Origin of the sequence: Nocardia sp. NPDC006044, from assembly GCF_042871115.1 — a bacterium.
Classification (GTDB): domain Bacteria; phylum Actinomycetota; class Actinomycetes; order Mycobacteriales; family Mycobacteriaceae; genus Nocardia.
Genome location: NZ_JBIAID010000001.1, coordinates 1,409,449 through 1,431,619, shown reverse-complemented (window position 1 = coordinate 1,431,619; position 22,171 = coordinate 1,409,449). Strand labels below are relative to the sequence as shown.

The following is a 22,171-nucleotide window of genomic DNA, read 5'->3' as shown; positions in this document are numbered from 1 at the left end:
GCTGCGGCCGCTGTCGCCATGTTATGCATATTGTCAACAATCCGACAATAGACAATGTGCGGATGTTGGGCGCGCACCACTTCCCCGGAGGCGATCACCATGACCGAACTCTCGCCCGTTCTGCGACAGGCCACCCCGGTGACCGTCGACCACGGAACCGGCTGCTACCTCTACGGCACCGACGGGCGGCGCTATCTCGACTTCACCGCGGGCATCGGCGTCACCAGCACCGGCCACTGCCATCCGCGGGTGGTCGCGGCGGCGCAGGCGCAGGTGGCCAGCCTGATCCATGGGCAATACACGACCGTCATGCACCGACCGATGCTCCAGCTGATCGAACGTCTCGGCACGGTGTTGCCCGAAGGACTGGACACACTGTTCTTCGCCAACTCCGGCAGCGAGGCGATCGAGGCGGCGCTGCGGCTCGCGCGCCAGGCCACCGGACGGCCGAATGTCGTTGTCTTCCATGGCGGTTTCCACGGCCGCACCGTCGCGGCGGCGACCATGACGACCTCGGGCACCCGATTCTCCGCCGGATTCAGCCCGCTGATGTCCGGGGTGCACGTGGCCCCGTTCCCGACCGCGTACCGCTACGGCTGGACCGAGCAGGAGGCCACCTCGTTCGCCCTGCGCGAGCTGGACTACCTGTTCGCCACGATCACCTCGCCGGCCGAAACCGCCGCGTTCGTGGTCGAGCCGATGCTCGGCGAGGGCGGTTACATCCCGGGCAACACCGCGTTCTTCCACGGGCTGCGCGAACGGGCCGACCGGCACGGCATCCTGCTGGTCATCGACGAGATCCAGACCGGTTTCGGGCGCACCGGAAAGTTCTTCGGGCATCAGCACTTCGGGGTGCGTCCGGACATCATCACCATCGCGAAGGGACTCGCCAGCGGGTTCCCGCTGTCCGGCATTGCGGCCCCGCGTGAACTGATGGCCAAGGCGTGGCCTGGCTCGCAGGGCGGCACCTACGGCGGCAACGCCGTGGCCTGCGCCGCCGCCGTCGCGACGCTGGAGGTCATCGAATCCGAGCGCCTGGTGGACAACGCCGCCGCCCGCGGTGAACAGCTGCTCGCCGGGCTGCGCGCGAGCGCCACCAAGGCGATCGGCGACGTGCGCGGTCTGGGGCTGCTGGCCGGTGCCGAATTCACTACCGCGACAGGGGAACCCGACACCGAGACGGCGAGTGCCGCGCAACGGCTCGCGGTCGAGAAGGGGCTGCTGCTGCTCACCTGCGGCGCGCACATGAACGTGGTGCGAATGATCCCGCCGCTGATCGTGACCGAGACCCAGATCGAGGACGCGCTCGCGATCTGGAACGAAGTGCTCGCCGAACTCTAGCCCGAAGCCCCGGGCCTGCTCGCCGGGCTCTAACCCAAAGCCCCGGGCCTGTTCGCCGAACTCTAGCCCGAAGCCACGGGCCTGCTCGCCGACTATGCCGAACCTTTCCCCGATAGCGCAGGTTCGCAACATTATTCGCGTCCCCACTGTTGCAACTTCATCGACCGCCGCGCCCATCGCGCGATGACCAGGAGACAGACCATGGCCCGCTACATCACCATCACGCTCACCAAGGCCGGCGTGACCTGCCGCGCCCGGCTGCTCGACACCGAAGCGCCGCGCACCTGCGCGGCGGTGTGGGACGCGCTGCCGCAGGAAGGGGACGCGTTCCACGCCAAGTACGCCCGCAACGAGGTATACACGCTGGTCCCCCGCATCGGCGCGGCCCCCCACCGAGAGAACCCGACCGTCACGCCGATCCCCGGCGATGTCTGCCTGTTCGACTTCGAGCCGTGGGAGATCGGCAACCCGGCCTACGGTTACGACCCCGGCTCCACCGCCCACCACGACCAGGGCGCAACCGATCTCGCGATCTTCTACGGCCGCAACAACTTACTCATCAACGGCGACATGGGCTGGGTCCCCGGCAACGTCTTCGCCACCATCGAAGAAGGCCTGGCCGATATCGCCGCAGCCTGCAACACCCTCTGGCTACACGGCGTAGCCGGCGAAACCCTGTCGTTCGCCCGCGCCTGAAACCACGACCCCGGGCACCAATCCCCCTCCCGCGCACCAATTCGCAAACGAACTCATACGCACCGCCACAAACGTGCGCGCCATCGATGGCCCGGCGCAGGCAGCGGCAATCGGTAATCGGCAGAGGCCGCCACGCACCAATCCGACTCCAGCGCACGAGTTGGCTGGCGAAGTCGTGCGCACTGCTACGAAACGTGCGCGTCATCATTGACCGGCGCTGGCAGCGACAGCGGCAATCGGCTGCCGCCGGAGCCCGCCCGCGCACCAATTCGACTCCCGCGCAAGCATTAGTTAGCGAATCCATGCGCACCACCACAAACGTGCGCGCCCTCGATGGCCCGGCATCGGCAGCGGGCCGACATGCCATCCCGACGCAGGGTCAGAGGCAATCGGCCGCCGTGCACCAATTCGACTCTCGCGCAAGCGTTAGTTGGCGAATTCGAGCACCGCCACAAAACGTGCGCGCCATCGATAGCCCGCCACCAGCCATGGACCGGCCAGCCGACCTGCCACCCGACACAGCGTCAGCGGCAAGCGGCTGGCGCCAGAGGCCGCCGCGCACCAATTCGCAAACGAACTCGTACACACCGCCACAAAACGTGCGGCCCTCGATGGCTCAGCACAGCAGCGGCTCGGCCAGCCGGTTGCCAACCCAACGCAGCGTCAGTGGCAATTGGCCGCCGCGCATCAATTCGACTGGCGCGCAGGCGTTGGTTGGCGAAGTCGTGCGCACTGCTACGACACGTGCGCGCCGTCGGCGGTTCGGTGCTGTCGGGTCGGCGGCGGGCTATTTCAGGGGGTCAGGATGTGTTCGGCGTAGCGGGCTACCGCGAGGACCAGGTCGTCGGAGTGGCGGGGGCCGATGATCTGCATGCCGACCGGAAGGCCGGCCTTGGTGGTGCCGACCGGGATGCTGATGGCCGGTTGCTGAGTCATGTTGAACGGGTAGGTGAATGGCGTCCACTGTGGCCAACTGGTCAGGCCGCTGCCGGGCGGCACGTTGTGGCCTGCTTCGAAGGCGGTGATCGGCATCGTCGGCGTGATCAGCACGTCGAAGGCGGTGTGGAAGGCGCCCATGGCGATGCCGATCTCGGCGGCCACGTTGCGGGCGTCGAGATAATCGACGGCGCGGACTGCGTCGCCCTGTTCCCACACGTCGCGCAGGGCCGGATCCACCCGCTCCCGCGCGCCCGCGGGAAACTTCGACAGCATGGTCGCCGCGCCCGCCGCCCACAGCAGTTCGAACGCCTCGCGCGGATCGGCGAAGCCGGGATCCGCTGCGACAACCCGCAATTCGGCGTCGGCGAGCTTGCGCACCGCCGCGTCGACCAGCGCGGCGACCTCGGGGTCGACCGTGGCGTACCCGAGGGTCGGCGAGTAGGCGACGGTCAGTCCGCGAACCTCGCGCACCACCTGCCCGCGAAACGTGGTCAGCGTCGGCGCGAGACTCGTCGGGTCGCGCGGGTCGGGCAGTGACAGGATGTCCATCAGCAGCGCGGCGTCCTCGACGGTCCTGGTCATCGGCCCCGCATGCGCGAGCGGGCCGAACGGGCTCGCCGGATACAGCGGAATCCGGCCGTGCGTCGGCTTGAACCCGACGATGCCGCAGAACGCCGCCGGAATGCGAATGCTGCCACCACCATCGGTGCCGACCGAGACCGGTCCCATGCCACCCGCGACCGCGGCCGCACTACCGCCGGACGAACCGCCCGCGGTGGTCGCCGGGTCGACGGGGTTGCGGGTGATGCCGGTCAGCGGGCTGTCCGTGACCGCCTTCCAGGCGATCTCCGGCGTCGTCGTCTTGCCGAGGAACACCATGCCGTCCTCGCGCAGCCGGGCCGCGACCGGGCTGTCCACCGTCCACGGCCCAGCCGGGTCCACCGACGTGGAGCCGCGCCTGGTCGGCCAGCCCTCGGTGAGGAAGATGTCCTTGATCGAGATCGGCACGCCGTCGAGCAGCCCGCGGGCGTGTCCGGAATGCCAGCGCGCCTCGGAGTCCTTGGCCTGCACGAGCGCTCGATCGGGGTCGACCAGGCAGTACGCGTTCACGTCCGGATCGCGGGTCGCGATGGCGTCCAGTACCGCCTCCGTCGCCTCGACGGGTGAGAGAGCGCCCGCCGCGTAGGCCGAGACCAGTTGCACGGCAGTCATCGCCGCCGGTTCGGTGGGAATGTTGATGTCGGGGTAGCTCATCCAAGGGCTCCTTCAGCCGGGCACGTACCCCAGCTCCTTGTCGACCACGTTCTGCAATGGCCGGCCGGCGATCCAGTTGTCGAAGTTCTCGGCGAACGCGCTGACGATCTCGGTCCGCCAGCCGATGAAATCGCCCGAATTGTGCGGTGTGATCGACACGTTCGGCAGATCCCACAGCGGATGGTCGGGTGGCAGCGGCTCGGGGTCGACCACATCGAGCGCGGCCCCGGCGATCGATCCGGCGGCGAGTGCGGCCACCAGATCGTCGGTAACTACGAGTTCCCCACGGCCGACGTTGACAAACCTCGCGTGCGGCTTCATCGCGGCGAATTCTCTGGCGCCGAACATGTTCCGGGTCTGCGGTGTCAGCGGGGCGATGGCCACGACATAGTCGGCCGCCGGTAGCTCGGCATAGAGGTCGGTGCCGACCGAGCCGAAATCCGGGTCGACCGAACGCATTCGGCGACCGACCGCGCGAATGTTCATCCCGGCCGCGCGCAGCAGCCGGGCGATGGCCCGGCCGATCGAGCCGGTACCGACGATCAGCACGGTGCTGCCCGCGACCCGTTCGTTCTCCCGGTGTTCCCACGCGTGGCGCAGCTGTCTGCGCATCGATCCGGGCAGGTCCTTGGCGAAGCCGAGAATCTGCCCGAGCACGTATTCCGCGATGGCTGTATCGAACAGGCCGCGCGTGTTGGTCACGACGACGTCGCTGGTCCGCAGCGCGGGGAACATCGCCGGGTCCACCCCGGTCGATCCCATGTGCAACCATTGCAGCCGGTCGGCCGATGGCCACGCGCCGGGGATCGCGCGGGTCAGGAAGTCGTAGACGAACAGCACGTCGGCACCGCGCAACGCGGTCGCCAGACCGGCTGCCTCGGTGTAGCGCACAGTCGCCCGAGCCGCGACGGCGGCCAGCAGATCCGCCTCGGGCACGCGGTCACTGTGCAGGACGGTGACAATGGGGCCCGTTTCCACATTGACACAGTAAGATCGCATCGTATGATTGTCAACAATCCGACTCCGCTCGGAGGTCCAGCCAGCTGAGTGCGAGAGGGGCCGTGGTGGAACTCAGCTTCCCGGATATCGAGGGCCCCGTCGCACAACGGGGCATCGGCATCATCGCTCCGTTCGACCTCGCGCTCGAACGTGAACTCTGGCGCTGGGCGCCGATGGAGGTCAGCCTCCACCTCGCCCGGACGCCCTACGAGCCGGTTCCGGTCTCGCTGGCCATGGCCGAACTGGTATCCAATCCAGCGCATTTGACCGCCGCCACCCGCGACGTGCTGCACGTCGAGCCGGAAGTGGTTGCGTACCTGTGCACTTCGGGCAGTTTCATCAAGGGCCTGGAGTACGAGCGCTCGTTGCGCGAAACGATCTGCGCGGCAGGGGCGTTGGACGCGGTCACCACCTCGGGGGCGCTGGTCGAGGCGATCCGGCATCTGGACCTCAGCCGGGTCTCGGTGCTCACCCCGTACGACGAAGTCCTGACCGGCAAGCTGCACGAGTTCCTCGGCGAGGCAGGCTGTTCCGTCATCCGCTCCGACCATCTCGGTCTCGGCGGCGGCATCTGGAAGGTCAACTACCGCACCATCGCCGAACGCATTGTCGGCGCGGACGATCCGGCCGCCCAGGCCATCTTCGTCAGCTGCACCAACCTGCCCACCTACGACGTCATCGAGCCGCTCGAACAGGCCCTCGGCAAACCCGTGCTCACCGCGAACCAGCTCACCATGTGGGCCTGTCTCGGCCGGATGAAGCTGCCGATGATGGGCCCGGGCAAGTGGCTACTGAACGTCTTCTGATCGGGAGAACACCACATGCGGACACCCACCATCGGTTTCATCTACCCGGACCACGCGGCCGAGGACGACTACCCGCTGGCCGCCGCCGCGCTCGGCGCCGGTCTGCCGGTGGCGCATATCTACGGCACCGATCTGCACGCCATCCCAGAGCTGCTCGATCTGGGTAGCCCGGACAAGCTGCGCCACGGCGCCGAACTGCTCGCGCCACACCGGCCCGACGCGGTCGTATGGGCCTGCACCTCAGGCAGTTTCGTCTACGGCCCGCGCGGCGCCCGCGATCAGGTCGACGCACTGGCCGTCGCCGCCGGTGTGCCGGCGACCAGCACCAGCCTCGCGTTCGTCGACGCGGTGCGGGCGCTCGGCGTGCGGACCGTCGCCGTCGCGGCCAGCTATCCGGACGACGTCGCGGCACTGTTCGTCGAATTCCTGGCGGACGCGGGCATCGACGTCGTCTCGATGCGCAGCTCGGGTATCGACACCGCCGCCGAGGTCGGCACCCTGACCGCCGAGCAGGTCCGGCGGCTCGCCGTGGCCAACGATCACCCCGAGGCCGAGGCGCTGCTCATCCCCGACACGGCCATGCATACGCTTGCCGTGCTGCCGGAGCTCGAGGCCACCCTCGGCAAACCGGTACTCACCGCCAACCAGGTCACCATCTGGGCGGGGCTGCGGCTGGCCGGCACCGCCGTGACCTGCCCGGCCCTCGGCACCCTGTTCACAGAAAGGCACGCGCATGCCGCTCGTTGAGATCGAGCCGGTCAGCAGGCAATCCACCGCCGAGGTCATCGCCGACCGGCTGCGCGAGGCGATCATGCGCGGCAGCTTCGCGCCCGGCGACCAGCTCGGCGAGGCCGACCTCGCGGCCCGCTTCGACGTGTCCCGCGGGCCGGTACGTGAGGCGATGCAACGACTGGTCTCCGAGGGTCTGCTGCACAGCATCCGCCACCGCGGCATCTTCGTCATCGACCTCACCCTCGACGACGTCGCCGACATCTACCAGGCCAGGACCGCCATCGAGGGCGGTGCGCTGGAGCTGATCCTGGACGGTCGCCGCGAGATCGCCTACGCGGCACTCGGCGACAGCGTCACCCAGATGTGCGCGGCCGCCGAAATCGGCGATGCCGGAGCGCTGTCCGACGCCGATCAAGCTTTCCACGTCGCGCTGGTCGACAGCGCGGGCAGCCCGCGCCTGGTCCGCGCCGCCCGCACCCTGCTCATCGAGACCCGAATGTGCTTGGGCGCCTTGCAGACAACCAATCCGGACCTGACGGAACAAGCCCGCGAGCACGTCGACCTCCGCACCGCCATCGGCGCCGGACCGCCCGCCCGCGCGCGCAAGCTGCTGATCGACCACATGCAGGGCGCGGTCCGCGCGATCGCCGCTCAGCGCAGTCAGCCGGACGTGGTGTGAGTCTCCCGGTCAGCAGCTGAAGTACGGGCGAAGCCGGGCGGGGACTCCGTCGGCGACGGCCGTGGTCCAGCAGACGTCGTGCGGGAAGTAGACGTAGGTGAGCCAGCCGTCGGCGGCGTGCCGGACGATGCGCTGGCTGTCGCCGTGCGAATCCCAGACGATGACCGCCCACGCGCCGTCGCACTCGCGCACCGTGGCGTTCGCGTCGATCAGCTCGCCGAGGTCGTCGAGGTCGTGCACGATCGTCGCGGCGGCGCACGACGGGACGAGTCCCGGTTCTTCGAAACGCAGTTGGCCGGAGACCTTTTGGCCTTCGCTCATCAGGAAGAGGCTGTGCATGCCCTCCGGGACCGGGGTGGCGCCGGGCGGTGGGGTTCCCAGGCCGAAGAGGTAGCAGCCGGTCGGCACCGAGAAGGTCGCGAGGCCGGTGCCGTCGGTGACCGCGTCGCGGCGCAAGGTTTCGGTGGTTTCGCCGAGTGGAATGTCGTGGGACGCCGGGTCACACGGTTGCACCAAGGACAGATGGACCGGCACGTTCGGTACCGGGGTTCCGGAGAGTGTTCTGGTGCGGATTTCCGCGGTGCCGAATGCCTGCGGCGGATTGCCGGGCGATGGATTGCCGGGCGATGGATTGACAGGTGACGGCTTGACGGGTGACGGACTCGCCGACGGCGAATTGCCCGGCGGCACAGACGTTGTGGATCGCTGCGGCGTGACTCCCGGCGCCGAGCTGATCGTCGGTATGGCACCTGTAGTCGGCTTGCCTCGCGCCGCCACTCCGTCATCCCCACCGCACGCCGAGGCGACCACCAGTACCGCGGCCAGCACCCCCGCCACTCGAACCAACATCGCCCCACCTCCCAATCGAGCGACCAGATACCTACTTATCGCCGACCAGAACCCGCCGGTTAACACCGAACGGGACATGAAGAAGGGCGAGGCGGCGTGTCACCACCACTATGTCCCGCTCGGGTGCGTGTCCTCGAACCTCTGGCGGCATCCCGTCGCCTCCGGTGCCAGGACATCCGCACCCTCGGGGGGAGAAGGCGGCTGAGCCATCGCGAACGTCCTGGAGCATCGCCGCCTTGGCGTCCGCACTGGTTGTCCCGAGATGATCGTGGCGACCTCGCAACGGTCGTCGACCGCGGATGGTTGACCCGCTGGGCCGAGCATTTGCGCTGAAAACCGTTGCCCCGCAATCGACTGAATCTGAATGTCCGGAGTCACACTCAACTGGGCCTTACTGAACTGGCGCCCACGGTGGCGTGAGGCAACAGCGTGGGGCGGGCCAGGGTATATCGCTGGACCACGTCCCGTTCGGGGGTGATCAGCGAGAGAGGAAGTCGAGCAGGGAACGGAATTCGGGGAGGGAGAGGTAGCCGTCGTTGTCCTGGTCGGCGGCGGCCAGGAGGGTTTCGGCCGATTCCTCGATGCGGCCCTCGCCGACGTGGCGGATGAGGGATTCGAGTTCCTCTACCGAGATGCGGCCGTCCTGATTCACGTCGAAGACGGCGAACGCGGCATTCGCATCGGTGACCTCGATCCGGCCGCCCACCAGCGCGGCATCGAATTCCGCCCGGGAGATCAGGAAGTCGCCGTCGGTGTCGGCGGCGGCGACCATCCGCTCGACCGCGTCGTCCTCGACCTCGAGGCCGAGCGCCCGAATACCCGCGGTGATATCCGCGACCGAGACGAGCCCGTCCCCATCCCGATCCCAAAGCTCGAACGTGTCGACCGGACGTCCACCCATTGCCCACTGCCTCCCACTACCACCCCGCCCAGGGGCCAATCCACACTGTACGGATTCCCTCGCCGCCCAGCAGCCCAGCGGCCTCGGCCCGCGAACGGGACTTCACCAAGCCACCACCCGCACTCCGCCGCAGGGAAGTCCCGCTCGGCAACGACTGGTGCTGTGAGCGGGACGTCAGGGAGGCGCTACTTGTACTTCGCCACGAGCTTGTCCGGAGCGGCGGGAGACGAATCGCCAAGCGATGGAAGTGGATTGAAGCGCGATGGTTGCGGACGCCGGTCCGATGGACGCGATACCGGCCCGATGAAACGCGACGACAGTCCAATGGACGCGATACCGGTCCGGTAAAGGCGACGCCGGTCCGATGGAGGCGACGCCGGTCCGGTCGACGCGATGCCGGTCCGGTAAAGGCGACACCGCCCCGGTGGACGCGACGCCAGTCCGATGGAGGCGACGCCGGTCCGGTCGACGTGATGCCGGTCCGATGGAGGCGACACCGGCCCGATGGACGTGACGCCGGTCCGGTCGACGCGATGCCGGTCCGATGGAGGCGACGCCGGTCCGATGGACGCGATGCCGGTCCGGTAAAGGCGACGCCGGTCCGATGGACGCGATACCGGTCCGGTCGACGCGATGCCGGTCCGATGGAGGCGACACCGGCCCGATAAACGCGACACCAGTCCTATGGAGGCGACACCGGCCCAATGAACGCGACACCGCCCCGGTGGACGCGACGCCAGTCCGATGGAGGCGGATTACCAGTTCGCGGAACGTATTTGGAGTCAGGCGCTGATCGAGGTGGGCGGGGTTGTGCGGGTGCGGTTTTCGTCGGCGGTGGCGAGCCAGAGGTAGAGCGGCGGGAGGGCGACTTCGAGGGCGGTGAGGACGATCTGGAACCAGTGTGGCCAGCCGTAGACGGCGACGGAGATGAAGCGGCCGACGGCGCCGAGCAGGAAGATGCCCGCCAGCCAGCGGATGACGATGGCGGGGATCGGGGTCTGGCGGGCGGCCCAGATCCAGGCGACACCGTAGCCGAGGAAGATGGCGCCGAAGAACCGGGTCTGGCTGTCGGCGGTGACGCCCGAGGAGCCCATGTCGGGGATGCCGTCGATGCCGGCCGCCAGGTGGAAGATCCCGATCGCGACGCAGGCGAGGCCCATCGTCATGGAAAGCCATTTGAGTGCGGTTGCCATGTTGTTTCTCCCCGGTGTGCAACGAATCCCGCTGGCGTGCAGCAGGTTTCCGACTCGAACCAGCAGCAGAAGACTAGTAGACGTTTGTCTACTAAAAGACCCTACGGCGCTTAGTAGACAAACGTCAACTAGAGTTTTGACATGAGCACTCGCCGTCGCCTGTCCCCCGACGAGCGCCGCCAGGTACTACTGGAGGCGGGCGCGCAACTGTTCGCCGAACGCGCCTACGACGCGGTGCTGATGGAGGACGTCGCGGCGGCCGCGGGAGTATCGCGGGCCCTGCTCTACCGCCACTTCCCGAGCAAGCGCGAGCTGTTCGCCAGGGTGTACGAGCAAGCCGCGGAACAGCTGCTGATCGCCACGCCCCTGGACAACGAACGACCGCTCGCCGAACAGTTGACCGCCGGGCTCAACACCCACTTCGACTACTTCGAAGCGAACGCCAACAGCGTGCTCGCGGCGAATCGGGTACTCGCCGGCGACCCGACCATCCAATCCATCATCGCCGGCGAACTCGGCGAACTGCGCCGCCGGCTGCTCGACGCCCTCGATCTCGAAGGAACCGTGCGCACCCAGGTCTCCTCGATCCTGATGAGCTGGCTCACCTTCGTCCGGGTACTGACCGTCGAATGGCTGGAAAACCAACACTATTCACGCACCGAACTGGTGGACATCAGCATCGGCTCTCTCCTCGGCGCCCTACACCCCATCCTCGGCCCGGCTTCCCTCCGAGTGATCAGGGTCGCGCGGTGTAATCCAATCGACACTTGAACCCGACGTTGCGTCAGGTTCTACCGTGGGTTGTGCACATCGAGAGGAAACCACGGTGGTCGAGCGGATTTGGCGGGTCGGGGAACTAGCCCGGGAAACGGGCATGACGGTGCGCGCGCTGCATCATTACGACCGGCTCGGGCTGGTGGTGCCGTCGTCGCGGACCTCGGGCGGGCACCGGTGCTACACCCAGGCCGACGTCCGGCGGTTGCATCGCGTCGTTGCCTTGCGGGGCTTCGGGTTTCGGCTCGACGACATCGCGGCGCTGCTCGACGCCGAACCGAACCAGGACCCTCGGGACCTGATCCGCCAGCAACTGGCGGCGGTCGGCGAACGCATCGCGCACGCGATACGACTCCGTGCACGCCTGCTCGGTGCGCTCGACGGTCTCGACCATGCGGTCGAGCCGACGACATCGGAGTTCCTGCAACTGATCGAGGAGACGATCACCATGAATAAGCCACTGACCCCCGAGGAATTCGCCCGACTGGCCCAGCAGCGCGCCGACTACACGCGCCAGTTGGACGCCGAACAGCTTGCGGCACTGACGAAACGACGCGAGGAGGCATTCGCGGCCATGAGCCCGGCCGAACGAGAGCGTCTCCAGGCCCGGCGCGCACAGCTGGTCCCACCCGGTAGCGACATCCCGAGCGCGGACAGCTGATCCGACGCGACGACCGCCAAGGCTGCCCATCCCACGAGCCAGCGCACATTCCGAGCGGAACTCGCTATGCCACAGCGCGTTCCGCCCGGCGCAGCACCCCGACGACCTACAGGTTCGACGGGCGGACGACCATGACGGAGGCGGCGCGCTTGCCGCTTTCCTGGAGGAGCGCGATGGCTCGGCCGTCGGGGGCGAGGGCGGCGTAGACGCCGGGGAGGCCGATGGGGTCCAGCCAGCGGCCGTTGCGCAGGTCGTCGACCTGGGATTCGTCTATTTCGCGGTGCGGGAAGGCGGTTCGCACCGCCTCGTCCATGCCGAGGCTGAGCAGGGTGGCGCCGGATTCGGCGGACTCGGCCAATTCGCCCAGGGTGCGGGCGTGTTCGAGGGTGAACGGGCCGACTCTGGTGCGGCGCAGCGCGGTCAGGTGGCCGCCCACGCCGAGTGCGGCGCCGAGGTCTCGGGCCAAGGCGCGAACATAGGTGCCGGACGTGCATTCGACGACCACATCGAGGTCGACGAATTCGCCGTCCGGGACGTCGCGGCGGGCGAGGATGTCGAAGCGGGACACCGTGACCGGCCGCGCCGCCAGCTGGACCTCTTCACCCGCGCGGTGCCGGGCATAGGCGCGTTCGCCGTTCACCTTGATCGCGCTGACGGTGGCCGGGACCTGTTCGATGTCGCCGGTGAGTTTCGTTGTCTGCGCGGCAATTTCGTCGTCGGCGAGGTGCAGGGCGGAGGTGGTCGAGAGCACCTCGCCCTCGGCGTCGTCGGTGCTGGTGGCCTGGCCGAGACGGATGGTCGCGGTGTAGGCCTTGGTGGTCAGGGTGAGCAGGCCGAGCAGCTTGGTGGCCCGTTCGACGCCGAGCACGAGCACTCCGGTGGCCATCGGGTCGAGGGTGCCCGCGTGCCCGACCTTCTTGGTGCGCAACAGTTTCCGGCAGCGCGCGACGACGTCGTGACTGGTGAGGCCGCCGTCCTTGTCCACGATCAGCAGCCCGCCGAGACCGTCCATCAGCCGTGCACGATCGCGGTGAGGATGAACCCGTCGGCGATCAGCCACCGGCCGTCGAACGACAGCAACGGCACCCCGCCGTCGGTGGTCTGTCCCGGCACCAGCAGCTCGCTGTGGAACGTGCCGTGGCCGGAATCGCCGGTGCTGTCCTGGATCTCGAAGGTGATGTGCGCGTCCTCGAAACCGAGCCAGCGCGCGGTCAGCGGGAACCACGCCTTATAGGTCGCTTCCTTGGCGCAGAACAGCAGCCGGTCCAGGTGCAGCGCGGAACCGGTGGCCTGCAGCCACTCCCGCTCCGGCGGCAAGCTCACCGAGTCGAGGATGCCCTCGGGCAGCGTCGCGTGCGGCTCGGCATCGATGCCAACCGAGCGGAAGCGCAGCTTGTGCGCCAGCGCCGCGGCCCGATAGCCGTCGCAGTGCGTCATGCTGCCGACGATGCCGCGCGGCCAGATCGGCGCGCCCCGCTCACCCTTGCCGATCGCGACCGGCGGCTCACCGAGCTCGGCCAGCGCCAACCGCGCGCAGTGCCGGGCGCCGATGAAGTCCCGGCGCCGTTTCTCCACCGCCTTCGCGATGAGATGTTCCTCGGCCGGATGCGCCTTCAGGTCCTCCGGGTACTCCAGCAGCTCAGCCGACGCGACACCCGCGGGCAGAATTGTCTCGATCAGTTCCCCCGCCTCCCCGAAACTTCAGGCCGGACTCGTGTGCCACACACGTATGGATGGCGTCCGGCGGTCAACGGGCGGGTGAGTGTGCCCGGCGAGTTACCCATGTACACACCAAATCAGTAGTTGCGTTGGGAATCAAATTGCGCAGTGACCTCCGCCGGGGTCACCGCGCGAGCTCGGTCAGACGCCGCGGCGACGCTCGGCTTTGGCGCGCATCTCCTCGGCGGCGGCCTTCATTTCGGGGGTCACCTGGAAGTGGCCACCCCACTCGTTGAGGGAGCCGGGTGGGTATACGGGAGCGGGGAGGATCTGGCGGAGGAGGCGTTCGGGGAGTCCGCGACGCTGCCATTCGCGGGGGTAACCGAGGGACACCTCCTCGAAGCGGACGCCGTCGTAGTGCGAGGTGCGGGGGATGTGCAGGTGACCGTAGACCGAGCAGACCACGTTGTAGCGGGTGTGCCAGTCGGCGGTCAGCTCGGTGCCGCACCAGAGCGCGAACTCGGGGTAGAACATGACGTCGGTCGGCTGCCGGACCATCGGCCAATGATTGATCAGCACCAGCGGCGTGCCCTCGGGCAGCGCGTCCAGCTTGCGCTGGGCGACCTGCACGCGGGCGTGGCACCACGCATCCCTGGTCAGATACGGGTCCGGGGAGAGCAGGTATTCGTCGGTGGCCACCACGTTGCGGTCCCGCGCGATGGCGAGCCCCTCCGCCTTGGTGGTGGCGCCCTTGGGCAGGAACGAATAGTCGTAGAGCAGGAACAGCGGCGCCAGCGTCACCGAGCCGCCGTACTGCTCGGCGCCCGCGCCCTCCCAGACCGGGAACGGATCCTCCGGGGTCAGCACGTCCAGGTCGCGGCAGATCGACACGAGATAGTCGTAGCGCGCGACGCCGGTCATCTGCACCGGGTCCTTCGCCGTCGTCCACAGCTCGTGATTGCCGGGCACCCAGATCACCTTGGCGAACCGGCCGCGCAGCAGCTCCAGCGCCCACCGGACGTCGTCGGTCTTCTCCCCCACGTCCCCGGCCACGATCAGCCAGTCCTCCGGTGAGTCGGCATGAATCTGCTCGACCACCGGCCGATTCCCCTGGTGCCCGACGTGAATGTCGCTCACCGCCATCAACTTGGGTATCACCACACCTACCTTGGCACACCCGACCCGCTTCGCGCCCGTCACCCCGCCGGGAACGAAACGCCCGGGCACGGCTGTGCGCGACGCACGAAGAACCGTCGAGCGCTCCCCCAAACCGAAATGAGGCAATTATCTCGGAACACGCAACCCGGTAGATCTGCGTGAACGATTCGGTAGGTTGACCGAACATGATCGCACGCAACACATTCCGCGGGATTGTCGTGGCATCATCGGCCGCGGCCGGCTTCGCCATTCCGGGTCTGGCCGGAGCAACCATCAGTCCGCCGAGCAGCGCGACGTTGCAGGTCGCCGGGGATACGCTCACCGCGACCCAGAGCCGGATCAGCTCCGACCTGCCCGGCGCCACCGTGCAGTGCACGCTGCTGGTCGACGGCAATACCAAGCAGAACACGCTGTCCCCCAGGCAGCCCGCCCCGGCCGATTTCACGCTGACCCGCCGACTGGCCGAGGGCGAGCATCTCGCCCTGACCTACTGCGCCGACTTCCCCGCCGATGCCGATACGCCGAGCTCGTACCCGACGCTGGCCTGCGCCAAGGTGACGGTGCCCGCCGGCCTGGTGGAGCAGTTGCCGAACGACGCCTGCTTCCTGACCAACAGCTGACCGCTATCCAGCGGCGCTGACCTGCCCTGGAAGCTCGGCGCCGACCTGCGCCCACCGGCCGGACCAGGCCCGCCAGGACACGGCGACCAGGCGCAAAACCATGAAAGCGACCAGGCCGGACCAGATTCCGGCGATCCCCCAGTCGAAGGCCAGCGACAGCCAGATCGCCGGGAGGAAGCCGAGCAGGGCCGAGCCGAGCGTGGTGGTGCGCAGGTAGGCGGCATCGCCCGCGCCGAGCAGGACTCCGTCGAGCGCGAAGACCACGCCGGCGACCGGGATGATGCAGACGAAGAACCACCAGGTGACGTGGGTGCGGTCCAGCACGGCCGGGTCGTCGGTGAACAGCCTCGGGATCAGGCCGGCGCCCGCCGCGAAGCACGCGGCGAGACCGAGGGCGAAGATCTCCGACCACCCGGTGACCCGTTTGGCCAAGGCGCGAGCGCCGGGTGCGTCGCCCGCGCCGAGGGCCGCGCCGACCAAGGTCTGCGCGGCGATGGCCAGCGAATCAAGGGTCAGCGCAAGGAAATTCCATAGTTGCAGCACCAGCTGATGCGCCGCGACCGAGGCCGCGCCGAACCGGGCGGCGACCGCGGCGGCCGACACGAAGCACGCCTGGAAGGCGAGGCTGCGCACGATCAGGTCTCGCCCGAGGACCAGCTGAGCGCGCATCACCTGCCACTGCGGCGCGAGCGAAACCCGCTCCCGGACAATGGCGTTCAAGAAGAGCCCGGCCATCACCAGCTGACCGGCCACGTTCGCGACGGCGGAACCGGGTAGCTCCAGCCGCGGCGCACCGGCCAGCCCGTGCACCAGCACCGGACACAGCACGCCCGAAACGATCAGCCCGGCGACGACATAGATCAGCGGACGACGAGTCTCCTGCACGCCGCGCAACCACCCGTTGCCCGCCATGGAGATCAGGATCAACGGCACGCCGAACAGCGCGATCCGCACCCACTCCAGCGCCGCGTGGGCGATATCCCCGCCACCGGCGATCGCATCGGTCAGCGGCACCGCGAAGACCTGAACCAGCAGCAGGATCAGCACCCCGACCGAGATCGCCAGCCAGGTCGCCTGCACCCCCTCGGCCACCGCGCCGCGCTCGTCCCCCGCACCGTGCTTGCGCGCGGCCCGCGCGGTGGTGCCGTAGGACAGGAAGGTGAGCTGCGAACTGGTCTGCGCCAGAATCAAACCACCCACCGCGAGCCCGGCCAGCGCGAGCGCCCCGAGCCGCCCGACCACGGCAAGGTCGAACAGGAGATAGATCGGCTCCGCGACCAGCACACCGAGCGTCGGCACCGCGATCCGCAGTATCCGCCCCGGCCCAGCCTCTGCCGCTGGCTCCACGACCGCACCCGTGGCAACCGTCGACGGCGCGGCACCCTCCGCCGGATCGCCCTCGGTGGACGACTCCCCGCTCATGAAACCTCCCTCACCGCAACACATCCTGCTAACCGCGCAGATAGACGGCCCGGACACCACGCTCGAATCACGATCCCCACCCGCTCGGCAACATGCCCGACACCATCACCCGACCCAGCAACTACACCCGCTACCCTGCCATGCGGCACCGACAGACCAGCCCTCACACCTCCTCGCCACCGACCCACCGCAGGGACACCGCCCACAGCCGCACGGGTTCTGATCTTCCGCACAGCGACATGCCGCGCTGACACGCGTGCGCATATCAAAAGGTGTTCGGCAAGGACTGTCACCGTGGTCGTCGCCCGATCGCGAGTTCGAACCGCCTGCCGAGGCGTGTAGCCCACCAGCCGCACAGGTCCTGATTCCCCGCACAGCGACTTGCCGCGCTGACACGCGTGCGTGTATCAAAAGACGTGCGGCTGCCGCTGGGGTGGTTCGGGGGTTCTGAGTTGCCTGGTGGGAGAGGTGGGTAGCTCGTCCGGTAGACGAGGACGACCTGCATTTCGCGGCCGGACCGTACTGCGCAGGCGGCTGCCGATAACGTTCAGCCCAGTGCGGTCAGCAGGGTGGTGACGAGTTCGTCGGCGGCTCCGTATGCCGTGTATCCGGCGGCGAAACGATGTCCGCCGCCGCCGAGCGCGGTCGCTACCTCGGCGACATCCACCCCGTCGTCGGCCCCGGGCCGGGTGTCGCGGGCACGCAACGACACCGTCCACCGATTGGCACCGGTCCCGGATTCCTTGAACACCGCGGCAATTCCGGCTTCGGAGGTGGTCCGGACGATGTCGATCACACTCTCCGCCTCCTCCGAACTCACGTCGGCGATGTCGTCGAGTCGCACGAACGCGTACACCAGACCGATCCCCCCGCGCACGTGCGGCACCAGCTGCGCGGTGGCGAGCACCCTGGACAGCATGGTCAACCAGCCGAACGGGTGCGTGTCCAGCAAGGTCCTGGCGATTTCGCCGCCGTCGATCCCGGTGGCCAACAACCGCTCGGCCAGCTCGTGCGTGCCGGGCCGGACCCAGCGGAACGACCCGGTATCGGTCACCAGGCCCGCGTAAAGACAGTGCGCCACTTCGAGATCGATCGGCACACCCCACACATCGAGCAACCGCACGATCAGGCTGGTCGTCGATTCCGCCCCGGCGTCGACTACGTTGATCGTCCCGAACCGGTCGTTCGATCGATGGTGATCGATCACCAAAGTCCGTGCGGCCCCGTCGATTCGATCGGCCAGCGCACCGAGCCGCCCGACGCTGCCGCAATCCACCGCGATGAGCAGATCCACCGACGCGGGCACCTCGGCGGGCGGCACCAGATGGTGCACCCCCGGCAGTGACCGCATCGATTCGGGCAGCTCCGCCGGCTCGGCGAACGACACCCAGACCGGAATCCCACGCCGATGCAGGACCAGCGCCAGCGCGAGGCCACTGCCGACGGTGTCGGCGTCCGGTTGTACATGGCAGACGACGGTGACCGAGCGGGCAGCGTTCAACGCCTCGACCGCAGCATCGAGGTCGACCGCGTCCCGCATTGTCGTCATCGTCTACCGCATGTCACTCGGTGTCGTCGCGTTCGACCTTGTACGGGTCGGCGTCGCCTGCGTGCCTGGCGTTGGCGGCGACCTTGGCCACCTCTTCGTCCGCGGCCTTGGCCCGCGCCAGCAGCTCTTCCATGTCCTTGGCGACCTCGGGGACCTTGTCGAGCACGAACGCCAGGGTCGGCGTGAACTTCACGCCGGTGCCCGCGCCCACCTTCGAGCGCAGCACCCCCTTGGCCTTCTCCAGGCCCGCCGCCGCGCCCGCGTAGTCCGGTTCGGCGTCCAAGGTTTCGCCCAGCACCGTGTAGTACACCGTCGCGTCGCGCAGATCGCCGGTGACCTTGGCGTCGGTGATGGTCACGAAACCCAGCCGCGGATCCTTGATCTCGTACTCGATCGCGGTGGCCACGATCGAGGAGATCCGCTTGGCGAGTCGGCGTGCCCTGGCTTGATCCACCATGGCTGAACCTTCCTCACTAGATAGTTAGTCTTCGGGTCCGAAGATCCTGCGGCGCACTGCCAGCAACTGTAACTCCGGACGTGCCGCGACGTGCCGCTCACAGCGGTCGAGCACCTCGGTCAGGTGTTCCATTCCGGAACTGACCAGGGCGACCCCCAGCAACGAGCGACGATGGCGGTCTTGTTCGCCGCCCTCGGCGGCACTCACGCCGAAACGCTGCAATTCGGCCAGGATCGGCCGGATCACCGAACGCTTCTCTTTCAGTGAGTGCACGTCTCCGAGGAGAAGGTCGAATTCGAGTGCCCCCAGGAACAACTACGTACCTCTTCGTGTCGAAGAAGCCCGAGCTATCGACGAGTCGATCCGCACGTCACGCCGGGCGTGGGGCCCGGCGTGACGTGCGAGTCCGAGTCAGTCGCGCGGCTTTTCGCGCAGCTCGTAGGCCTCGATGATGTCGCCTTCCTTGATGTCGTTGTAGGTCAGCGTCAAACCGCATTCGAAGCCCTCGCGGACCTCGGTGACGTCGTCCTTTTCCCGCTTCAAGGAGGAGATCGTGACCGTCTCCGCGATCACCACGTTGTCCCGGAGCAAGCGCGCCTTGGCATTGCGCTTGACCGAGCCCGAGGTGACCATGCAGCCGGCGATGTTGCCGACCTTCGACGAACGGAAGATCGCGCGGATCTCCGCCCGGCCCAGCTCGACCTCTTCGTAGATCGGCTTGAGCATGCCCTTGAGGGCCTTCTCGATCTCGTCGATGGCCTGGTAGATAACCGAGTAGTACCGGATGTCCACGCCTTCGCGGTTGGCCAGCTCGGTGGCCTTGCCCTCGGCGCGGACGTTGAACCCGATGATGATCGCGTTCGACGCCGAGGCCAGGTTGACGTTGGTCTCGGTGACGCCACCGACACCGCGGTCGATGACCCGCAGCCGAACCTCGTCGTCGATCTGGATACCGAGCAGCGCCTCTTCGAGGGCCTCGACGGTACCGGAGTTGTCGCCCTTGAGGATCAGGTTGAGCTCCGAAGTCTCCTTCAGCGCGGCATCGAGATCTTCCAGGCTGATCCGCTTGCGGCTGCGTGCGGCCAGCGCGTTGCGCTTGCGTGCGTTGCGGCGGTCGGCGATCTGGCGAGCGATCCGGTCTTCGTCGACAACCAGGAGGTTGTCACCGGCGCCCGGCACCGACGTGAAGCCGATGACCTGGACCGGCCGCGACGGGAGTGCCGCGATGACATCCTCGCCGTGCTCGTCGACCATGCGCCGGACGCGACCGTAGGCGTCGCCCGCCACGATCGAGTCGCCGACGCGCAGCGTGCCGCGCTGGATGAGCACGGTCGCCACCGGGCCACGACCGCGGTCGAGGTGGGCCTCGATGGCCACACCCTGCGCGTCCATGTCCGGGTTCGCCCGCAGGTCCAGGGCCGCGTCCGCGGTGAGCAGGACGGCCTCGAGGAGCGCATCGATGTTGATGTTCTCCCGCGCGGAGATGTCGACGAACATGGTGTCGCCACCGTATTCCTCGGCCACCAGGTTGTACTCGGTCAGCTGCTGCCGGATCTTGTCCGGGTTCGCGCCTTCCTTGTCGATCTTGTTGACCGCCACCACGATCGGCACGTCGGCCGCCTGCGCGTGGTTGATCGCCTCCACCGTCTGCGGCATGACGCCGTCGTCGGCGGCGACCACCAGGATCGCGATGTCGGTGGCCTTCGCACCGCGGGCACGCATGGCGGTGAACGCCTCGTGACCCGGGGTGTCGATGAAGGTGATCAGGCGGTCGTTCTCGCCGAGGTGGGTCATCACCTGGTAGGCGCCGATGTGCTGGGTGATGCCGCCGGCCTCGCCCTCACGGACGTTGGCCTTACGGATCGTGTCCAGCAGTCGGGTCTTACCGTGGTCGACGTGACCCATGACGGTCACCACCGGCGGACGCTGCTCGAGATCGTCTTCGCCGCCCGCGTCCTCGCCGTAGGTCAGGTCGAACGATTCCAGCAGCTCGCGGTCCTCGTCCTCCGGGCTGACCACGTGCACGACGTAGTTCATCTCGCTGCCGAGCAGCTCGAGCGTCTCGTCGTTCACCGACTGGGTCGCGGTGACCATTTCGCCGAGGTTGAACAAGGCTTGGACCAAGGCGGCCGGATTCGCGTCGATCTTCTCCGCGAAGTCCGAGAGCGAGGCACCGCGGGCGAGCCGGATGATCTCGCCGTTGCCCCGAGGCAGCCGCACGCCGCCGATGGCGGGAGCCTGCATGCTCTCGTACTCGGCGCGCTTCGCCCGCTTCGACTTACGGCCACGACGCGGTGCGCCACCGGGACGACCGAACGCGCCGGCCGCACCGCCACGACCACCGGGACCACCCGGACGACCGCCGCCGCCACCACCGGGGCGACCGCGGAAACCACCGGGAGCGCCGCCGGCACCGGGAGCACCCGTGCCCGCGCCCGCGCCACCACCGGGAGCGCCGCCGCCGCGGTAACCACCGCCACCGCCGCCGGGACGACCGGCGCCGCCACCGCCACCGGGACGACCGCCGGGACCACCCGGACGACCGGCGCCGGGTCCACCGGCACCGCCCGGACGTGCCGCACGAGACGGCATCGCACCCGGGTTGGGCCGCGGCGGCATCGAGCCGGGGCTGGGCCGCGGTCCGCCGGGACGGGGACCGCCCTGACCGGGCGCGGGACGGGTGCCGCCCTGCGCCGGAGTGCCCGGACGCGGCGAACCCTGAGCCGGACCCGGACGGGGACCGCCCTGGGCCGGACCCGGACGCGGGCCACCCTGGCCGGGGGCCGGACGCGGCGCGGGCCGCTCGGGCGCCGAGGAGTACGGGTTGTTGCCGACCCGCGGGGTCTTCGGTCCCGGACGCGGACCCGAACCACCCGGACGCGGCGAACCCTGCGCCGGGCTGGCACCGGGACGCTGCTGCTGACCCGGACGCGCGGCATTCGGCGTCGGGCGCGGCCCGGCCGGTGTCGCGGGCGCGGAGCTCGCGGGCGCCTCGGTGGACGCCGACGCGGCGGGCGCCGGGGCGACCTCCTGCGCGGCGGCCGGCTTGGGCGCCGGAGCCGGGGTCGGACGTACTGCGGGACCCGGCTTCACGGCCGGTCCCTCGCTGGTCCGCGGGGCTTCGCGGACGGTTTCCTGCTGTGCTGCCGCGGCCGGGGCGGGCGCGGGAGCCGGCGGGCGCGGTCCCGGACGGGGACCGTTTCCTGCGGGCTTCGCGGCCGGACGGGCCGACGAGGACGGGCCGGGGCGTGATCCCGACTTGGTGCCGTTCGCGGGGGCTGATTTGGATGCGAACGACTCACGCAGACGGCGTGCGACGGGAGCTTCCACCGTCGAGGACGCCGACTTCACGAACTCGCCCTGCTCCTTGAGCTGTGCGAGTAGTTCCTTGCTGGTGACACCGAGTTCTTTGGCCAACTCGTGCACGCGGGCCTTGCCTGCCACTGCTCTCCTCACTGAGAGGTCGAGCAGGTGCACCCGTT

At 68.6% G+C, this 22,171-nt stretch carries 21 protein-coding genes; 8 read left to right on the top strand and 13 right to left on the bottom strand.

Annotated elements, in window-relative coordinates; all coding sequences use genetic code 11:
- The first annotated feature begins 99 nt into the window (after nucleotides 1-99).
- Entirely contained in the window at nucleotides 100-1,341 is a 1,242-nt protein-coding gene (locus ACFYO1_RS06730) for an aspartate aminotransferase family protein (RefSeq protein WP_387227863.1), read from the top strand.
- 201 nt (nucleotides 1,342-1,542) lie between these two features.
- On the top strand, nucleotides 1,543-2,037 hold the full coding sequence (locus tag ACFYO1_RS06725; RefSeq protein ID WP_387231734.1) for a DUF3830 family protein: 495 nt from the start codon (nucleotides 1,543-1,545) through the stop codon (nucleotides 2,035-2,037).
- 792 nt (nucleotides 2,038-2,829) lie between these two features.
- Here the strand turns inward: ACFYO1_RS06725 and ACFYO1_RS06720 are convergent.
- Complete coding sequence (locus ACFYO1_RS06720) at nucleotides 2,830-4,215, bottom strand: amidase (RefSeq protein WP_387231732.1); 1,386 nt, start codon at nucleotides 4,213-4,215, stop codon at nucleotides 2,830-2,832.
- Between the two features lie 27 nt (nucleotides 4,216-4,242).
- Nucleotides 4,243-5,208, bottom strand: coding sequence for a D-2-hydroxyacid dehydrogenase (locus ACFYO1_RS06715; RefSeq protein ID WP_387231730.1), 966 nt, complete (start codon nucleotides 5,206-5,208; stop codon nucleotides 4,243-4,245).
- An 86-nt stretch (nucleotides 5,209-5,294) separates the two neighbouring features.
- Between ACFYO1_RS06715 and ACFYO1_RS06710 the strand changes: the two genes are divergently transcribed.
- From ACFYO1_RS06710 to ACFYO1_RS06700, 3 genes are read left to right on the top strand one after another with little or no spacing between them, the layout of a single operon-like run.
- Nucleotides 5,295-6,035, top strand: a complete 741-nt coding sequence (locus ACFYO1_RS06710; RefSeq protein ID WP_387227861.1) for an Asp/Glu/hydantoin racemase — start codon at nucleotides 5,295-5,297, stop codon at nucleotides 6,033-6,035.
- A gap of 15 nt (nucleotides 6,036-6,050) precedes the next feature.
- Nucleotides 6,051-6,782 (top strand): maleate cis-trans isomerase, encoded by a 732-nt coding sequence (locus ACFYO1_RS06705; RefSeq protein ID WP_387227860.1) that lies wholly within the window; start codon nucleotides 6,051-6,053, stop codon nucleotides 6,780-6,782.
- Nucleotides 6,769-7,446, top strand: a complete 678-nt coding sequence (locus tag ACFYO1_RS06700; RefSeq protein ID WP_387227858.1) for a GntR family transcriptional regulator — start codon at nucleotides 6,769-6,771, stop codon at nucleotides 7,444-7,446. Before ACFYO1_RS06705 ends, ACFYO1_RS06700 begins: the two co-directional genes overlap by 14 nt.
- A gap of 9 nt (nucleotides 7,447-7,455) precedes the next feature.
- Here the strand turns inward: ACFYO1_RS06700 and ACFYO1_RS06695 are convergent, their stop codons facing one another.
- The 3 genes from ACFYO1_RS06695 to ACFYO1_RS06685 form a co-directional block, all read right to left on the bottom strand.
- Nucleotides 7,456-8,295 carry a hypothetical protein gene (locus ACFYO1_RS06695; protein WP_387227856.1) on the bottom strand — a complete coding sequence of 280 codons (840 nt, stop codon included), beginning with the start codon at nucleotides 8,293-8,295 and terminating at the stop codon, nucleotides 7,456-7,458.
- Nucleotides 8,296-8,773: 478 nt separating this feature from the next.
- Nucleotides 8,774-9,196, bottom strand: a complete 423-nt coding sequence (locus ACFYO1_RS06690; protein WP_387227854.1) for an EF-hand domain-containing protein — start codon at nucleotides 9,194-9,196, stop codon at nucleotides 8,774-8,776.
- A gap of 782 nt (nucleotides 9,197-9,978) precedes the next feature.
- The gene (locus ACFYO1_RS06685) at nucleotides 9,979-10,389 is read right to left on the bottom strand and encodes a DUF4345 domain-containing protein (RefSeq protein WP_387227852.1); all 411 of its coding nucleotides are present in this window, start codon (nucleotides 10,387-10,389) and stop codon (nucleotides 9,979-9,981) included.
- Between the two features lie 141 nt (nucleotides 10,390-10,530).
- Between ACFYO1_RS06685 and ACFYO1_RS06680 the strand changes: the two genes are divergently transcribed.
- Both ACFYO1_RS06680 and ACFYO1_RS06675 read left to right on the top strand, forming a co-directional pair.
- On the top strand, nucleotides 10,531-11,160 hold the full coding sequence (locus ACFYO1_RS06680; RefSeq protein WP_387227850.1) for a TetR/AcrR family transcriptional regulator: 630 nt from the start codon (nucleotides 10,531-10,533) through the stop codon (nucleotides 11,158-11,160).
- Between the two features lie 55 nt (nucleotides 11,161-11,215).
- Entirely contained in the window at nucleotides 11,216-11,824 is a 609-nt protein-coding gene (locus tag ACFYO1_RS06675; RefSeq protein WP_387227848.1) for a MerR family transcriptional regulator, read from the top strand.
- Nucleotides 11,825-11,930: 106 nt separating this feature from the next.
- Here the strand turns inward: ACFYO1_RS06675 and truB are convergent, their stop codons facing one another.
- The 3 genes from truB to ACFYO1_RS06660 form a co-directional block, all read right to left on the bottom strand.
- Nucleotides 11,931-12,836, bottom strand: coding sequence for a tRNA pseudouridine(55) synthase TruB (gene truB / locus ACFYO1_RS06670; RefSeq protein ID WP_387227845.1), 906 nt, complete (start codon nucleotides 12,834-12,836; stop codon nucleotides 11,931-11,933).
- The gene (gene npt, locus ACFYO1_RS06665) at nucleotides 12,836-13,504 is read right to left on the bottom strand and encodes a 4'-phosphopantetheinyl transferase Npt (protein ID WP_387231728.1); all 669 of its coding nucleotides are present in this window, start codon (nucleotides 13,502-13,504) and stop codon (nucleotides 12,836-12,838) included. Before npt ends, truB begins: the two co-directional genes overlap by 1 nt.
- A 180-nt stretch (nucleotides 13,505-13,684) precedes the next feature.
- Nucleotides 13,685-14,641: a metallophosphoesterase family protein gene (locus ACFYO1_RS06660; RefSeq protein WP_387227843.1), complete on the bottom strand. Its 957-nt coding sequence runs from the start codon at nucleotides 14,639-14,641 to the stop codon at nucleotides 13,685-13,687.
- Between the two features lie 185 nt (nucleotides 14,642-14,826).
- On the opposite strand from ACFYO1_RS06660, the gene ACFYO1_RS06655 reads away from it, so the two are divergent.
- Entirely contained in the window at nucleotides 14,827-15,261 is a 435-nt protein-coding gene (locus tag ACFYO1_RS06655; protein ID WP_387227842.1) for a hypothetical protein, read from the top strand.
- A gap of 3 nt (nucleotides 15,262-15,264) precedes the next feature.
- On the opposite strand, the gene ACFYO1_RS06650 is transcribed toward ACFYO1_RS06655, so the two are convergent.
- The 5 genes from ACFYO1_RS06650 to infB all read right to left on the bottom strand — a co-directional run bounded on the left by ACFYO1_RS06650 (nucleotide 15,265) and on the right by infB (nucleotide 22,133).
- The gene (locus ACFYO1_RS06650) at nucleotides 15,265-16,683 is read right to left on the bottom strand and encodes an MATE family efflux transporter (RefSeq protein ID WP_387227840.1); all 1,419 of its coding nucleotides are present in this window, start codon (nucleotides 16,681-16,683) and stop codon (nucleotides 15,265-15,267) included.
- Nucleotides 16,684-17,230: 547 nt separating this feature from the next.
- Nucleotides 17,231-18,232 carry a bifunctional oligoribonuclease/PAP phosphatase NrnA gene (locus tag ACFYO1_RS06645; RefSeq protein ID WP_387227838.1) on the bottom strand — a complete coding sequence of 334 codons (1,002 nt, stop codon included), beginning with the start codon at nucleotides 18,230-18,232 and terminating at the stop codon, nucleotides 17,231-17,233.
- Between the two features lie 13 nt (nucleotides 18,233-18,245).
- A complete protein-coding gene (gene rbfA / locus ACFYO1_RS06640; protein WP_375903578.1) occupies nucleotides 18,246-18,689 on the bottom strand; it encodes a 30S ribosome-binding factor RbfA in 444 nt (147 codons plus the stop codon).
- Between the two features lie 24 nt (nucleotides 18,690-18,713).
- Nucleotides 18,714-19,004 (bottom strand): DUF503 domain-containing protein, encoded by a 291-nt coding sequence (locus tag ACFYO1_RS06635; protein WP_150405719.1) that lies wholly within the window; start codon nucleotides 19,002-19,004, stop codon nucleotides 18,714-18,716.
- A gap of 96 nt (nucleotides 19,005-19,100) precedes the next feature.
- Complete coding sequence (gene infB, locus ACFYO1_RS06630) at nucleotides 19,101-22,133, bottom strand: translation initiation factor IF-2 (protein ID WP_387227836.1); 3,033 nt, start codon at nucleotides 22,131-22,133, stop codon at nucleotides 19,101-19,103.
- Between the last annotated feature and the right edge of the window lie 38 nt (nucleotides 22,134-22,171).

What these genes read in the sequence shown, in the direction of transcription:
- ACFYO1_RS06730 (WP_387227863.1), top strand. Translation starts at nt 100, where the DNA reads ATGACCGAACTCTCGCCCGTTCTGCGACAGGCCACCCCGGTGACCGTC.
- ACFYO1_RS06725 (WP_387231734.1), top strand. Translation starts at nt 1,543, where the DNA reads ATGGCCCGCTACATCACCATCACGCTCACCAAGGCCGGCGTGACCTGC.
- ACFYO1_RS06705 (WP_387227860.1), top strand. Translation starts at nt 6,051, where the DNA reads ATGCGGACACCCACCATCGGTTTCATCTACCCGGACCACGCGGCCGAG.
- ACFYO1_RS06700 (WP_387227858.1), top strand. Translation starts at nt 6,769, where the DNA reads ATGCCGCTCGTTGAGATCGAGCCGGTCAGCAGGCAATCCACCGCCGAG.
- ACFYO1_RS06695 (WP_387227856.1), bottom strand. Translation starts at nt 8,295, where the DNA reads ATGTTGGTTCGAGTGGCGGGGGTGCTGGCCGCGGTACTGGTGGTCGCC.
- ACFYO1_RS06690 (WP_387227854.1), bottom strand. Translation starts at nt 9,196, where the DNA reads ATGGGTGGACGTCCGGTCGACACGTTCGAGCTTTGGGATCGGGATGGG.
- ACFYO1_RS06685 (WP_387227852.1), bottom strand. Translation starts at nt 10,389, where the DNA reads ATGGCAACCGCACTCAAATGGCTTTCCATGACGATGGGCCTCGCCTGC.
- ACFYO1_RS06680 (WP_387227850.1), top strand. Translation starts at nt 10,531, where the DNA reads ATGAGCACTCGCCGTCGCCTGTCCCCCGACGAGCGCCGCCAGGTACTA.
- truB (WP_387227845.1), bottom strand. Translation starts at nt 12,836, where the DNA reads ATGGACGGTCTCGGCGGGCTGCTGATCGTGGACAAGGACGGCGGCCTC.
- ACFYO1_RS06655 (WP_387227842.1), top strand. Translation starts at nt 14,827, where the DNA reads ATGATCGCACGCAACACATTCCGCGGGATTGTCGTGGCATCATCGGCC.
- ACFYO1_RS06650 (WP_387227840.1), bottom strand. Translation starts at nt 16,683, where the DNA reads ATGAGCGGGGAGTCGTCCACCGAGGGCGATCCGGCGGAGGGTGCCGCG.
- ACFYO1_RS06645 (WP_387227838.1), bottom strand. Translation starts at nt 18,232, where the DNA reads ATGACGACAATGCGGGACGCGGTCGACCTCGATGCTGCGGTCGAGGCG.
- rbfA (WP_375903578.1), bottom strand. Translation starts at nt 18,689, where the DNA reads ATGGTGGATCAAGCCAGGGCACGCCGACTCGCCAAGCGGATCTCCTCG.